This window comes from Pseudomonas chlororaphis (assembly GCF_001921865.1).
Taxonomy (GTDB): Bacteria; Pseudomonadota; Gammaproteobacteria; order Pseudomonadales; family Pseudomonadaceae; genus Aquipseudomonas; species Aquipseudomonas chlororaphis_D.
The window spans coordinates 182,817-197,528 of the sequence record NZ_MSCT01000019.1; the positions used below are offsets into that span (position 1 = coordinate 182,817).

Consider the following 14,712-nt stretch of genomic DNA (forward strand, 5'->3'; position numbering starts at 1 on the left):
ATTAGTTCCATTTTAATTATAGATTTTCCTCACCCACCCTATAACAAAAATTACTCCAGACACCTCCCACCTGCGCAAAATAAGCTCAAAATAACGTTACCACTAACAAGATAGTAACAAGTTCAAAGACAAGCAACTGCGACACCACTTATGCGCCAAACAAAAATCCAATCAGCCACTGCATTTCAAATAAAAAAGTAAGCCCAGCCACTAACATTATCGACCCACATAAATCTCGATCCAACTACTGATTGCCAGCCCCCGAATCACTTGCCCAAGTATAGCCTTGACGGCCAACTCCTGCCCCTGGATGTAGGCACCTCTTAACGGGCGACAATCCGCTTGATCGACTCCGCTTCTTTTAAATTTTTCCATTATCTTTCAATACTATAGAAAAAAAGACTTAGCATGCATGAGGAATTTTGAGCAGCCTACGCATCGACTCGTCCATACCTTGCAAAAACACCACAAACGAGGGCATTCAGCAGTAAATAGAACAAGAAACCCACGGCAACCTGGCCACCCACTACGCCACCCTACTAGCGGCATATGACAAGCATGGTACGCGAGAGGTAACCCGCAGGATTCCAACCAAAGGGATAGTCACCCTCTTCATCCTTGGCATCACTGGATCTAGTGATGACCTTGTAGCCATTTCCCTTGCATTCACGCTCAGCGCGCTTGTAGCACTTGTCCCATCCCATTCCAAGACCAGAACAATCGACCTCAATACCGCTGACACCCCGAACCGCATGGACCTTGGCATTGCTCGTACAACCCACCAAGACCAGAACCGCGAAAACCACAATGAGATCTTTCATCTGCTTCCTTATGCCGGGCAAACGCCTCACCTTCATCCAGCTCAGGTAAGTCTAGCCCTGAATAGGTTATTGATCCGCTTAAGAAAACAGACATCCAACTGGCCTTGTTGGTTTCCCCCTCTTGATGGATACAGGCCAAACCCCAAATTGCGGGCACAAAAAAGGGCGACCGGAGTCGCCCTTTTTTCATGGTCCGACAGAACTTAGTTCTGCTTTTCCATTTGTGCACGCAGCAGGTCGCCCAAAGTGGTAGGACCAGCAGCGATATCCGAAGCAGCTGGCTTGTCGCGCAGGCTCTGGATAGCTTCTTTCTCGTCTTCAACGTCTTTCGACTTGATCGAGAGCTGGATTACCCGGCTCTTGCGGTCAACGCTGATGATCTTGGCTTCTACTTCTTCGCCTTCTTTCAGGACGTTACGAGCATCTTCGATGCGGTCACGGCTGATTTCGGAGGCTTTCAGAGTCGCTTCGATATCGTTGGCCAGGGTGATGATGGCGCCTTTAGCGTCAACTTCTTTTACAACACCCTTAACGATTGCGCCTTTGTCGTTCTCTTGAACGTACTCGGAGAACGGATCGCTTTCCAGTTGCTTGATACCCAGGGAGATACGCTCACGCTCTGGGTCAACCGACAGGATAACGGTGTCCAGCTCATCGCCCTTCTTGAAGCGGCGAACGGCTTCTTCGCCCACTTCGTTCCAGGAGATGTCGGACAGGTGAACCAGGCCGTCGATGCCACCGTCCAGACCAATGAAGATACCGAAATCGGTGATCGACTTGATGGTGCCGGAGATTTTGTCACCTTTGTTGAACTGGCCAGAGAAATCTTCCCAAGGGTTAGATTTGCACTGTTTGATGCCCAGGGAAATACGACGACGCTCTTCGTCGATGTCCAGAACCATAACTTCCACTTCGTCGCCGACTTGTACGACTTTCGAAGGGTGGATGTTCTTGTTGGTCCAGTCCATTTCCGAAACGTGCACCAGACCTTCAACGCCTTCTTCCAGCTCAGCAAAGCAGCCGTAGTCGGTCAGGTTGGTTACGCGAGCGGTAACGCGAGTGCTTTCTGGGTAACGGGCTTTGATAGCAACCCATGGATCTTCGCCCAGTTGCTTCAGGCCCAGGGAAACACGATTGCGCTCGCGATCGTACTTCAGAACCTTGACATCGATCTCGTCGCCAACATTGACGATTTCGGAAGGATGCTTGATGCGTTTCCAAGCCATGTCGGTAATGTGCAGCAGGCCATCGACGCCACCCAGATCGACGAATGCGCCGTAATCGGTGAGGTTTTTGACGATACCTTTGACTTGCTGACCTTCCTGCAGGGATTCCAGCAGAGCTTCGCGCTCGGCGGAGTTCTCGGCTTCGAGGACGCTGCGACGGGAAACGACAACGTTGTTGCGCTTCTGGTCGAGTTTGATGACTTTAAACTCGAGCTCTTTGCCTTCCAGGTGCGTGGTATCGCGCACTGGACGGACGTCAACCAGAGAACCTGGCAGGAACGCACGGATGCCGTTAACGTCGACAGTGAAGCCGCCTTTAACCTTACCGTTGATAACGCCCTTGACCACTTCTTCAGCTGCGAAGGCTGCTTCCAGAACGATCCAGCATTCAGCGCGCTTGGCTTTTTCACGGGAGAGCTTGGTTTCACCAAAGCCGTCTTCAACCGAATCCAGAGCAACGTGAACTTCATCACCAACATTGATGGACAGGTCGCCAGCATCGTTGTAGAACTGCTCAAGCGGGATAAGCGCTTCAGATTTCAGACCAGCGTGAACGGTTACCCAACGCGCTTGGTAGTCGATGTCGACGATAACACCGGTGATGATGGAGCCTGCCTGAAGGTTCAGGGTTTTTAGGCTTTCTTCAAAGAGTTCCGCAAAGCTTTCGCTCATTTTAATTCCTGTTGATAAGGGCGAAGAATACGCCCATCTGCCACATCCCAGACAATGTGGGTTACGTTCATATAAAAGAAAGACCGCAGGACTATGACTGGTCCCCTGCGCTCTTCCTTGGTCATCCGGCGATATCGCGAAGGGCGATTTCGCTCAAGATGCGTTCCAACACCTGCTCGATGGACAGCTCCGTGGAATCCAGCTGTATAGCGTCAACCGCCGGCTTGAGCGGGGCGACTGCTCGCTGGGTGTCACGCTCATCGCGCGCACGAATCTCATCTAGCAGACTCGACAGACTAACACCATCGACTTTTCCCTTCAACTGCAAGTAGCGGCGGCGCGCGCGCTCTTCGGCACTTGCAGTGAGGAATATCTTCAGAGGTGCATCGGGAAACACCACGGTTCCCATATCACGCCCATCGGCTACCAGCCCTGGTGGCTCCTGAAACGCCCGCTGACGCTGCAACAGCGCATCACGCACTGCCGGCAGCGCCGCGACCTGGGAGGCCCAGGCGCCGACCTGCTCGTTGCGCAGATCATCCGTAACGTCGTCGCCTTCAAGAATGATGCGTTGCGGGTGACCTTCGGTCGCACCGACGAACTGCACATCCAGATGCGCCGCCAACAGCTTTAGCGACTCCTCGTTGGTCAGGTCGACCCCATGATTGCGCGCAGCAAAAGCCAATAGGCGGTACAAAGCACCGGAATCCAGCAGGCACCACCCCAGGCGCTTGGCGAGAATGCCAGCAATAGTGCCCTTGCCCGAACCGCTCGGCCCATCGATGGTGATGACTGGCGCCTTGATGTTCACGACTGAGCCTCTTGCGCTACGCGAATGCCAACCTGCGCGCACAACGCGAGGAAGTTCGGGAAGGACGTGGCCACATTGGCGCAATCATGGATGCGGATCGGCGCATTGGCGCGCAGCGATGCCACACTGAAGGCCATGGCGATACGATGGTCACCGTGCCCGTGGACTTCGCCGCCGCCGATCTGGCTGCCATCGATGATGATACCGTCCGGAGTCGGCTCACACTTGACGCCCAGGGCCAGCAAACCGTCCGCCATCACCTGGATGCGATCGGACTCCTTGACCCGCAGCTCTTCGGCGCCACGCAGCACGGTGCGCCCTTCGGCACAGGCCGCAGCAACGAACAACACCGGGAACTCATCGATCGCCAGCGGAACCAGCTCTTCCGGAATCTCGATCCCCTTGAGCTTCGCCGCACGAACACGCAGGTCCGCCACAGGCTCGCCACCGACTTCGCGCTGGTTTTCCAGGCTGATATCGGCTCCCATCAGACGCAGGATATCGATAACCCCGGTACGAGTCGGGTTGATGCCAACGTGCTCGAGCACCAACTCGGAACCTTCGGCGATGGATGCAGCCACCAGGAAAAAGGCTGCGGAGGAAATATCCGCAGGCACTTCAATATGGGTTGCCTTCAGCTTACCGCCAGATTCGACCGAGGCCGTGGCGCCTTCGACCGTCACCGGGTAACCGAAACCACGCAGCATGCGTTCAGTGTGATCACGGGTTGGCGCAGGCTCGGTCACCGTGGTTTTACCCTCGGCGTACAAGCCGGCCAACAGCAGACAGGACTTAACCTGGGCGCTAGCCATCGGCATGGTGTAAGTCAGGCCCTTGAGCTTGCTACCACCACGAATGGTCATCGGCGGACGCCCTTCCGCGGCGGTTTCAATGACCGCGCCCATCTCACGCAGTGGATTGGCTACGCGATTCATCGGACGCTTGGACAACGAAGCATCGCCCGTCAGCACGCTGTCGAAGCTCTGCGCGGCCAGCAGGCCGGACAACAACCGCATCGAGGTACCGGAGTTGCCCAGATAGATCGGTCCCGGAGCCGGCTTCAAGCCATGCAGGCCGACACCGTGGATGGTCACGCGACCATGATGTGGACCTTCGATCACCACGCCCATGTCGCGGAATGCCTGCAACGTTGCCAGGGCATCTTCGCCCTCGAGGAAACCTTCGACCTCGGTCGTACCTTCGGCCAGGGAGCCGAGCATGATCGAACGGTGAGAAATCGACTTGTCGCCTGGTACACGAATCCGCCCAGTCAGGCGGCCACCAGGATTTGCCAGGAAAATCAGATTATTGGAGTTCATAGCGTCCACATAGGCCCGGCGGGCCAGGATTTTACTGAAATGCTCGCGAGCAACCCGGGCGCGCGTGAACACGCCCAACAACTGATGCCCATCCCCTGCATCGACCGCGTCGCGCAAGGCGTCGAGGTCATTGCGAAATGTATCGAGTGTGCGCAGGACAGCTTCACGATTGGCGAGAAAGATGTCATGCCACATGACCGGGTCGCTGCCGGCGATTCTTGTGAAATCACGGAAACCGCCCGCAGCGTAACGGAAGATATCCAGATTTTCACTGCGCTTGGCCAACGAATCGACCAGGCCGAAAGCCAGCAGATGCGGCAGATGGCTGGTGGCTGCCAGCACCTCATCGTGACGCTCGACCTGCATGTGCTCGACATCAGCCCCCAGTTCACGCCAAAGCCTGTCGACCAGCGCCAGCGCCGCCGAATCGGTCTGCTCCAGCGGCGTCAGGATCACCTTATGGCGACGAAACAACTGACCATTGGAGGCCTCAACGCCACTCTGCTCGGAGCCGGCGATTGGATGGCCCGGAACGAAGCGTGGCGGCATCCCGCCAAAAGCCTCGGTCGCGGCTCGTACCACGTTGCCCTTGGCACTGCCAACGTCAGTCAGAATCACCTGCCCCAGATCCATGCCCGCCAGGATCGCCAGCAGCTTTTCCATGGCCAGAATCGGCACCGCCAACTGAATGACATCGGCTCCCCGGCACGCCAGCGCCAGGTCTTCCTCGCAGCGATCCACCACACCCAGCTCAACAGCCAGCTTGCGTGATTGCGGGTCAAGATCCACGCCGACCACTTCGCGGCATGCGCCACTTTCACGCAGCCCCTTGGCAAAGGAGCCGCCGATCAACCCCAGACCGACCACCACCAGGCGACCGATCATAGGTGCCGCAGATTGCACTGGAATGACATCAACCACGGGCCAGAACCTTGGCCAGAGCCTCAAGGAAACGGGTGTTTTCAGCCGGCAGGCCAATGGTCACGCGCAAATGGTTCGGCATGCCGTAGTTGGCCACCGGACGCACGATCACCCCTTCGCGCAACAAACCCTGGAACACCGGCGCGGCAACCCGCCCGACATCCACGGCAATGAAGTTGCCCCGCGAAGGAATCCAAGCCAGACCCAGTTCACGGAAACCAGATTCCAACTGCTGCATGCCCGCCTCGTTCAGACGACGACTCTCAGCCAGGTATTCATCATCCTGCAGGGCCGCACAGGCCGCCGCCAGGGCCAGGCTGTTGACGTTGAACGGCTGGCGAACGCGATTGAGCACATCAGCCACGGTCGGAGTCGACAAACCATACCCCACACGCAGCGCCGCCAAGCCATAAGCCTTGGAAAAGGTCCGCGACACCAGCAGGTTCGGATACGCCGCCAGGAAATCCAAGCCGTCCGGCAGATCGCTGCCCTCGGCATATTCGATGTAAGCCTCGTCCAGCACCACCAGCACATGCGCCGGTACATCCTGGAGGAACTCGTCCAGCGCCTCAGCACTGAACCAGGTACCGGTCGGGTTGTTCGGGTTGGCAATGAAGACCACCCGGGTATCAGCGTTGATGGCCTGCAACATGGCCGGCAGGTCATGCCCCCAGTCCTTGGCCGGAATCACCTGGGCTTCGGCACCCACGGCCTGGGTAACGATCGGATAGACCGCAAAGGCGTGTTCGCTGAACACCGCATTCAGACCCGGCGCCAGATAGGCACGAGCGACCAGCTCGAGAATGTCGTTGGAGCCGTTGCCCAAGGTGACCTGTGCCAGCTCGACGCCACAGCGCTCGGCCAGCAGAGTCTTGAGCGCAAAACCATTGCCATCCGGATAACGGGTCAGCTCAACCAGCTCTTCGCGAATCGCCGCCAAAGCCTTGGGGCTTGCACCCAACGGGTTTTCATTGCTCGCCAGCTTGACGATTTTCGCCGGATCGATGTCCAGCTCGCGCGCCAGTTCGTCCACAGGCTTGCCCGGAACGTAAGGCGAAAGTTGTTGCACGCCCGGCTGCGCCAGAGCGAGGAAGTCGCCACTCATTGTTAAAGCCTCAGAGAACCGCTTTCGGGTAGGAACCCAGCACCTTGAGTGCCACTGCTTCCTGACTGATCTTTTCCAGCACGCCCTTGATCAACGGATCGCGGTGATGGCCGATGAAGTCGATGAAGAACACATAGGTCCACTTGCCGCTGCGCGAAGGCCTAGTTTCGATGCGCGTCAGGTCGATGCCGTTGTCATGGAAAGGCACCAACAGCTCATGCAGGGCACCGGGCTTGTTGCTCATGGAAACAATGATCGAGGTCTTGTCGTCACCGGTCGGTGGCACTTCCTGGCTGCCGATCATCAGGAATCGCGTGGAGTTGTCCGGACGATCCTCGATTTTCTCGGCCAGACGAGTCAGGCCGTACAAGCCCGCCGCCATGTCGCCGGCGATGGCCGCCGAGTTCCACTCGCCCTTGACCCGCTTGGCCGCTTCGGCGTTGCTGGAAACCGCCACGCGCTCGACATTCGGATAATGGGCGTCCAGCCATTTGCGGCACTGCGCCAGGGACTGGGCATGGGAGTAAATGCGACTGATGCTGTCGGTCTTGGTATTTTCGCCGACCAGCAGATGGTGGTGGATACGCAGCTCGACCTCGCCGCAGATCACCATGTCGTGCTCCAGGAAACTGTCGAGGGTGTGGTTCACCGCGCCCTCAGTGGAGTTTTCCACAGGCACCACGCCAAAGTTCACCGCGCCCGCCGCCACCTCGCGGAACACCTCGTCGATGGCCGCCATCGGCTTGCTGATCACCGCATGACCGAAGTGCTTCATGGCCGCGGCCTGGGTAAAGGTGCCTTCCGGGCCGAGATAGGCCACTTTCAACGGCTGCTCGAGCGCCAGGCAAGACGACATGATTTCACGGAACAGCCGCGCCATCTCCTCGTTGCCCAGCGGCCCCTGGTTGCGCTCCATCACTCGCTTGAGCACCTGAGCCTCCCGCTCAGGACGATAGAACACCGGCACTTCACCTTCGGCCAGCGAGGCCATCTTTACTCGCGCGACTTCCTGGGCGCAGCGCGCGCGTTCGCTGATCAACGCCAGGACTTTCTCGTCCAGGGCATCGATGCGCAAACGCAGCGCCTTGAGTTCTTGCTCAGACATTAGCCATGTTCCTTCTCGAACTCTGCCATGTAGGCCACCAGGGCGTTCACCGCGTGGATATCGACGGCGTTGTAGATGGAGGCACGCATGCCGCCTACCGAACGGTGGCCCTTGAGGTTCAATAGACCGCGCGCTTCGGCACCAACCAGGAACGGCTTGTCCAAACGATCGTCGGCCAGACGGAACGGTACGTTCATCCACGAGCGGTCCGACTTGTTGATCGGGTTGCTGTACAGGCCACTCGCATCGATGAAGTCATACAGGGTGCGCTGCTTGGTCTCATTGAGTTTGGCGATGGTTTCCACCCCTCCCTGCTCCTTGAGCCATTCGAACACCAGTCCGGACAGGTACCAGGCGAGGGTCGGCGGCGTGTTGTACATCGAGCCGTTGTCCGCCGCGACCTTGTAGTCGAGCATGGTCGGGCACAGCGAACGCGCGCGACCCAGCAGGTCCTCGCGAACGATATTGACCAGGATGCCGCTCGGACCGATGTTTTTCTGCGCGCCGGCATAGATCATGCCGAAACGCGAGATATCCACAGGGCGCGAAAGGATGTCGGAAGACATGTCGGCCACCAGCGGAACATCACCGGTTTCCGGAATCCACTGGAACTCCAGACCGCCGATGGTTTCGTTCGGCGCGTAATGCACGTAGGCGGCATCTTTCGACAACTGCCATTCGTTCTGACCGGGGATGGCGAAGTAATCGTAGGGTTTGGCGGTAGCAGCCACATTGACATGACCGTAGCGCGACGCTTCTTCAATAGCCTTCTGCGACCAGATACCGGTGTCGATATAGTCGGCAGTGCCATTTTCCGGCAGCAGGTTCAGTGGAATCTGAGCAAACTGCTGGCTGGCGCCGCCTTGCAAAAACAGCACTTTATAGTTCGAGGGGATATTCAGCAGATCACGCAGATCCTGCTCGGCCTTGGTGGCAATGGACACGAACTCATCGCTGCGATGGCTCATTTCCATGACCGACAAACCCTTGCCATGCCAGTCCAGCAATTCGGTCTGGGCGCGCAACAGGACAGCTTCAGGTAGCGCAGCGGGACCTGCGCAGAAGTTATAGGCTCGTTTGCTCACATCCACTCTCGCTATGCATTCACGGTAGCGGACAGAGCAAACACTCTGCCCTGCTACGATTTATTTAGTCTTGCGACTCTTCTTCGCCTGCGGCGTCAGCCTGCTGGTTCTCGACGGCGTCGTCCGAATCATCCAGCGCATCCAGCACGACGCCCTCGAGCACCTCGCCTTCTTCGCCTTCGAACTCATCACCTTCGACTTCGGATGGCTCCTGCACCCGCTCGAGGCCTACCAGCGTTTCGTCGCTGGCCAGCTTGATCAGGGTCACGCCCTGGGTGTTACGACCCAGGCTGGAAACTTCGTCGACCCGGGTACGCACCAGGGTGCCCTGGTCGGAAATCAGCATGATTTCCTCGCCGTCGAGCACCTGGACCGCTCCGACCAATCGGCCGTTACGATCGTTGCTGACCATGGCGATAACGCCTTGGCCGCCACGCTTGTACTCAGGGAACTCGGTGATTGCCGTACGCTTGCCATAACCACGCGCCGAGGCGGTAAGGATCTGGCTGCCTTCCTCCGGAATCAGCATGGAGATCAGCTTCTGCCCTTCCGGCAGACGCATGCCGCGCACACCGCGGGCAGTACGGCCCATGGCACGAACATCGGATTCCTTGAAGCGAGTCACCTTGCCGCCATCGGAGAACAGCATGACTTCGCGCTCGCCATCGGTGATCGCCGCGGAAATCAATACATCGCCCTCGTCCAGCTCCAACGCGATCAGACCGACGCTGCGCTGACGGCTGAAGGATTCCAGCGGCGTCTTCTTCACGGTACCGTTGGCGGTGGCCATGAAGATGTAGTGACCTTCGGTGTACTCCTCGACCGGCAGCATGGTGGTGATGTACTCACCCTCGTCCAGCGGCAGCAGGTTGACCAGCGGGCGACCGCGGGCAGCACGGGAAGCTTCTGGAATCTCGTAGGTTTTCAGCCAGTAGACCTTGCCTTTGCTGGAGAACAGCAACAACGTGGTATGGCTGTTGGCCACCAGCAGGTGAGCGATGTAATCCTCATCCTTGACGCCGGTCGCCGACTTGCCTTTACCGCCACGGCGCTGGGCCTGGTACGCAGCCAGCGGCTGGGTCTTGGCATAACCACCGTGGGAAATGGTCACGACGCGCTCTTCTTCCGGAATCATGTCGCCCAGGGTCAGGTCGAGACGGGCATCGAGGATCTCGGTGCGACGCACATCGCCATATTCGGCACGAATGACTTCCAGTTCTTCGCGAATCACTTCCATCAGGCGCGTGGCGCTGTTGAGGATGCGGATCAGCTCGCCGATCTGGTTGAGGATCTCTTGGTACTCGGCCAGCAGTTTTTCGTGCTCGAGACCAGTCAGGCGGTGCAGGCGCAACTCCAGAATGGCTTGTGCCTGCTCTGGCGACAGGAAGTACTTGCCGTCGCGCAGGCCGTATTGCGGATCGAGATTCTCCGGACGGCAAGAATCGGCGCCGGCGCGCTCGACCATGGTCATCACCGCGCTGGATTCCCAAGGTGTGCTGACCAGCGCTTCCTTGGCTTCCGACGGGGTCGGCGAAGCCTTGATCAGGGCAATGACCGGGTCGATGTTCGACAGGGCTACAGCCTGGCCTTCGAGGATATGGCCGCGTTCACGAGCCTTACGCAGCTCGAATACGGTACGCCGGGTCACCACTTCGCGGCGGTGGCGGACGAAAGCTTCCAGCAGATCCTTCAGGTTGAGGATCCGCGGGCGACCATCGATCAGCGCAACAATGTTGATACCGAACACGCTCTGCAGCTGGGTCTGGGCGTAGAGGTTGTTGAGGATCACCTCTGGCACTTCGCCACGACGCAGCTCGATCACTACGCGCATACCGTCCTTGTCGGACTCGTCGCGCAGCTCGGTGATGCCTTCGAGCTTCTTCTCCTTGACCAGCTCGGCGATCTTCTCGATCAGACGCGCCTTGTTCAGCTGGTAAGGCAGCTCGGTGATGACGATCTGCTGACGGCCGCCGACCTTGTCGATGTCCTCGATGATCGAGCGGGCACGCATGTAGATACGACCGCGACCAGTACGGTAGGCCTCGATGATGCCTTCACGCCCGTTGATGATCGCAGCGGTCGGGAAGTCCGGACCGGGGATGTACTGCATCAGTTCGTCGACAGTCAGCTCGGGATTGTCGATCAGCGCCAGGCAACCGTCGATGACTTCGCCGAGGTTGTGCGGCGGAATGTTGGTCGCCATGCCCACGGCGATACCGCTGGAACCGTTGACCAGCAGGTTGGGGATCTTGGTCGGCATGACCGCGGGGATCAGCTCGGTGCCGTCGTAGTTCGGCACCCAGTCCACGGTTTCCTTGTGCAGGTCGGCCAGCAGCTCGTGCGCCAGCTTGGTCATGCGCACTTCGGTGTATCGCATGGCCGCCGCGTTGTCGCCGTCGACCGAACCGAAGTTACCCTGGCCGTCTACCAACAGGTAGCGCAGGGAGAATGGCTGGGCCATACGAACGATGGTGTCGTACACCGCGGTATCACCGTGCGGGTGATACTTACCGATCACGTCACCGACAACACGGGCAGATTTCTTGTACGGCTTGTTCCAGTCGTTACCGAGCTCGCTCATCGCGTACAGCACACGCCGGTGCACGGGCTTCAAGCCATCGCGCGCATCAGGCAGTGCCCGCCCGACGATTACGCTCATCGCGTAGTCGAGATAGGACTGTTTCAGCTCGTCTTCGATATTGACCGGGAGGATTTCTTTGGCCAGTTCGCCCATGAGAAGCCTGATTCCTTTTTCTGGTGAAACTTCGTCACATCCATATGGGACGAACGAAGCTCGCCGCTGCAGGCCTAGTGCCATGCACCGACTTACGACAAATCAACAAGTTAAGCCATGGATTTGCGCAGTGAAGGCAGCCACTTCGGACCACCTTGGAAACCGCCGGATGTTATCACAATCGCCGCCACGCACCTATCCCCCAGACGCGCATGGAGCATAGTTAGTTGACCAGTGACAGGCTGATAAGAGACGAGAGAAGCTCAGAGGCGGTTTTCGCTCGCAAATGCGGATTTTTTCCGGACTGACAGCCGCCCCGCGGCAACCGTCAGCAACACTTCCTGCGAAACGGCTTCAATGCAGGCGCTTGCGGCACATCAATTGGGCCAGTTTCGCGGTATCGGGACGCTCGACTATGCCTTTCTCGGTGACGATGGCATCGATCAAGTCCGCCGGAGTGACGTCGAAGACCGGATTATAGGCCTCCACACCTGCACCTACCTGCTTGCCGCCAAACTCGAGCAGTTCCTTGCCGTCGCGCTCTTCGAGCAGGATGTCTTCGCCCCCGGCCAGGGCCATGTCGATGGACGAGCTGGGTGCGACCACCATGAAGCGCACGCCATGATGCATGGCATTGACCGCCAACTGGTAAGTGCCGATCTTGCTCGCCACATCGCCATTGGCGGTAATGCGGTCAGCCCCGACGACCACCCAGGTCACACCCTTGGTCTTCATGATGTGCGCGGCAGCGGAATCGGCATTCAATGTCACTGGAATACCCTCGCTGGCCAGTTCCCAGGCGGTCAGCCGCGAGCCTTGCAGCCAGGGACGGGTCTCGTTGACATATACCCGCTCGACCATCCCCTCGATAAAGGCCCCGCGAATCACCCCCAGGGCCGTGCCGAAACCACCGGTCGCCAGGGCACCGGTATTGCCGTGGGTGAGAATGGCCTGGGCGTTGCCCTGATGCCGGCGAATCAGGTCGACGCCCAACTGCGCCATGGTCAGATTGGCTTCGCGATCGCTTTCATGAATGGCCAGGGCTTCGGCCTCCAGTGCCGCCAGCGGATCGGCGTGCTCACGCAAGCGTTCCAGACGCTCACGCATGCGGTTCAGCGCCCAGAACAGATTGACCGCGGTCGGACGCGAATCGGCGAGCAGTGCGAAATCCTCTTCCATCGCCGCCTGCCAATCGCCACCGGCGGCAAAACGCGCGCGTGCCGCCAGGACCACGGCGTAAGCGGCGCTGATGCCGATCGCCGGCGCACCACGCACGACCATTTCGCGAATGGCCTCTGCGATGCCGGCCGCGCTGGTATAGGCGATCCAGTTTTCTTCGGACGGTAAAATGCGCTGATCGAGCAGATACAGGGCGTCATCCCGCCAATCGATGGCCTTCACCTTCTCCGCAGCCAGCAGTCGATCGCGCATCCCTCACCCCGCACTCATGAACAAAAGCCGCCGATTATAGCGATCCCCCGGCGAAGGCGCTCGGGTATACTTCGCCATCCTCCACAAACGCCCTGGAACCGATCTTCGATGCCGAACCCTGTCGTGGCCCTCGACTTACTCCTGCTGCCGAGCTGGCTGGTGCCTGTGGAACCAGCCGGCGTGGTGCTCAGAGAGCATGGCCTGGGCATCCGCGACGGACGCATCGCCTTCATCGGCCCGCGCGCCGACGCCTTGAAGCTACAGGTCGCCGAGGTCCGCGAATTGCCCGGCATGCTGCTCAGCCCCGGGCTGATCAACGCCCACGGCCATGCGGCGATGACCCTGTTCCGCGGCCTGGCCGACGACCTGCCGCTGATGACCTGGCTGGAAAAGCATATCTGGCCCGCCGAAGCCAAATGGGTCGATGAAGCCTTCGTCCGCGATGGTACCGACCTGGCGATCGCCGAACAGCTCAAAGGCGGCATCACCTGCTTCTCCGACATGTACTTCTTCCCGAAGGTTGCCAGCGAGCGGGTGCACAACAGCGGCATTCGGGCACAGATCGCCATTCCGATCCTCGACTTTCCGATTCCGGGCGCCAGCAATGCCGACGAAGCCATCCGCCAGGGCGTAGAGCTGTTCGGCGACCTCAAGCACCATCCGCGCATCAAGATCACTTTCGGCCCCCACGCGCCCTACACGGTCAGCGACGAAAACCTGGAGAAAGTCCGGGTAATCGCCGAAGAGCTCGATGCCTCGATCCATATGCATGTCCATGAAACCGCCTTCGAGGTGCAACAGGCCGAAGCCCGACACGGCGAACGCCCCCTGGCCCGCCTGGCGCGATTGGGCCTGCTCGGACCGCGCTTCCAGGCCGTACACATGACCCAAATCAGCGATGATGACCTGGCTTTGCTGGTAGAAACCAACAGCAGCGTCATTCATTGCCCGGAGTCGAACCTGAAACTGGCCAGTGGCTTCTGCCCGGTGGAACGGCTGTGGCAGGCCGGCGTCAATGTTGCGGTGGGGACCGACGGGGCCGCCAGCAACAACGACTTGGACCTGCTCGGCGAAACCCGCACCGCCGCCCTGCTGGCCAAGGCCGTGGCAGGCTCGGCCACCGCGCTGAACGCCCACCAGGCGCTGCGCATGGCCACGCTCAATGGCGCGCGGGCCCTGGGCCTGGACAGCGAGATCGGCTCGCTGGAGCTGGGCAAGGCCGCGGACCTGGTGGCCTTCGACCTTTCCGGCCTGGCGCAGCAACCGATCTACGATCCGGTTTCGCAGCTTATATATGCCACCGGCCGCGATTGCGTGAAACACCTTTGGGTCGCCGGCAAGCAATTGCTCGACGACCGGCGCCTGACGCGCCAGGACGAACAACAGTTGCACGCCACGGCGACAGCCTGGGGCCAGCGCATCAGTGGCCATCACGAATAGCAGGAACCCTCGGGCCCCGGCCCGAGACCGACAGCAAAATCT

General features: G+C 59.2%; 10 protein-coding genes. 1 reads left to right on the top strand and 9 read right to left on the bottom strand.

Translation table 11 applies throughout. The features are described from left to right. Positions 1 to 539: 539 nt before the first annotated feature. The 9 genes from BTN82_RS20975 to mtnA all read right to left on the bottom strand — a co-directional run bounded on the left by BTN82_RS20975 (position 540) and on the right by mtnA (position 13,230). The gene (locus tag BTN82_RS20975; RefSeq protein ID WP_075121018.1) at positions 540 to 821 is read right to left on the bottom strand and encodes a hypothetical protein; all 282 of its coding nucleotides are present in this window, start codon (positions 819 to 821) and stop codon (positions 540 to 542) included. Positions 822 to 1,024: 203 nt separating this feature from the next. Then, a complete protein-coding gene (rpsA, locus tag BTN82_RS20980; protein WP_044464348.1) occupies positions 1,025 to 2,719 on the bottom strand; it encodes a 30S ribosomal protein S1 in 1,695 nt (564 codons plus the stop codon). A 121-nt stretch (positions 2,720 to 2,840) separates the two neighbouring features. Then, on the bottom strand, positions 2,841 to 3,530 hold the full coding sequence (gene cmk, locus BTN82_RS20985; protein WP_075121019.1) for a (d)CMP kinase: 690 nt from the start codon (positions 3,528 to 3,530) through the stop codon (positions 2,841 to 2,843). Further along, positions 3,527 to 5,734 carry a bifunctional prephenate dehydrogenase/3-phosphoshikimate 1-carboxyvinyltransferase gene (locus BTN82_RS20990; RefSeq protein ID WP_075121020.1) on the bottom strand — a complete coding sequence of 736 codons (2,208 nt, stop codon included), beginning with the start codon at positions 5,732 to 5,734 and terminating at the stop codon, positions 3,527 to 3,529. Before BTN82_RS20990 ends, cmk begins: the two co-directional genes overlap by 4 nt. A gap of 28 nt (positions 5,735 to 5,762) precedes the next feature. Beyond that, a complete protein-coding gene (hisC, locus tag BTN82_RS20995; protein WP_075121021.1) occupies positions 5,763 to 6,875 on the bottom strand; it encodes a histidinol-phosphate transaminase in 1,113 nt (370 codons plus the stop codon). A gap of 10 nt (positions 6,876 to 6,885) precedes the next feature. Beyond that, entirely contained in the window at positions 6,886 to 7,980 is a 1,095-nt protein-coding gene (pheA, locus tag BTN82_RS21000; protein WP_075121022.1) for a prephenate dehydratase, read from the bottom strand. Next, positions 7,980 to 9,065: a 3-phosphoserine/phosphohydroxythreonine transaminase gene (gene serC / locus BTN82_RS21005; protein WP_075121370.1), complete on the bottom strand. Its 1,086-nt coding sequence runs from the start codon at positions 9,063 to 9,065 to the stop codon at positions 7,980 to 7,982. Before serC ends, pheA begins: the two co-directional genes overlap by 1 nt. A gap of 64 nt (positions 9,066 to 9,129) precedes the next feature. After that, positions 9,130 to 11,799 carry a DNA gyrase subunit A gene (gene gyrA, locus BTN82_RS21010; protein ID WP_075121023.1) on the bottom strand — a complete coding sequence of 890 codons (2,670 nt, stop codon included), beginning with the start codon at positions 11,797 to 11,799 and terminating at the stop codon, positions 9,130 to 9,132. A gap of 354 nt (positions 11,800 to 12,153) precedes the next feature. Beyond that, entirely contained in the window at positions 12,154 to 13,230 is a 1,077-nt protein-coding gene (gene mtnA, locus BTN82_RS21015; protein ID WP_075121024.1) for an S-methyl-5-thioribose-1-phosphate isomerase, read from the bottom strand. 108 nt (positions 13,231 to 13,338) lie between these two features. Between mtnA and BTN82_RS21020 the strand changes: the two genes are divergently transcribed. Then, positions 13,339 to 14,670: a TRZ/ATZ family hydrolase gene (locus BTN82_RS21020; RefSeq protein WP_075121025.1), complete on the top strand. Its 1,332-nt coding sequence runs from the start codon at positions 13,339 to 13,341 to the stop codon at positions 14,668 to 14,670. The last annotated feature ends 42 nt before the right edge of the window (positions 14,671 to 14,712 follow it).

What these genes read in the sequence shown, in the direction of transcription:
- rpsA (WP_044464348.1), bottom strand. Translation starts at nt 2,719, where the DNA reads ATGAGCGAAAGCTTTGCGGAACTCTTTGAAGAAAGCCTAAAAACCCTG.
- hisC (WP_075121021.1), bottom strand. Translation starts at nt 6,875, where the DNA reads ATGAGTGGCGACTTCCTCGCTCTGGCGCAGCCGGGCGTGCAACAACTT.
- gyrA (WP_075121023.1), bottom strand. Translation starts at nt 11,799, where the DNA reads ATGGGCGAACTGGCCAAAGAAATCCTCCCGGTCAATATCGAAGACGAG.
- mtnA (WP_075121024.1), bottom strand. Translation starts at nt 13,230, where the DNA reads ATGCGCGATCGACTGCTGGCTGCGGAGAAGGTGAAGGCCATCGATTGG.
- BTN82_RS20990 (WP_075121020.1), bottom strand. Translation starts at nt 5,734, where the DNA reads ATGATCGGTCGCCTGGTGGTGGTCGGTCTGGGGTTGATCGGCGGCTCC.
- BTN82_RS20975 (WP_075121018.1), bottom strand. Translation starts at nt 821, where the DNA reads ATGAAAGATCTCATTGTGGTTTTCGCGGTTCTGGTCTTGGTGGGTTGT.
- BTN82_RS21020 (WP_075121025.1), top strand. Translation starts at nt 13,339, where the DNA reads ATGCCGAACCCTGTCGTGGCCCTCGACTTACTCCTGCTGCCGAGCTGG.
- pheA (WP_075121022.1), bottom strand. Translation starts at nt 7,980, where the DNA reads ATGTCTGAGCAAGAACTCAAGGCGCTGCGTTTGCGCATCGATGCCCTG.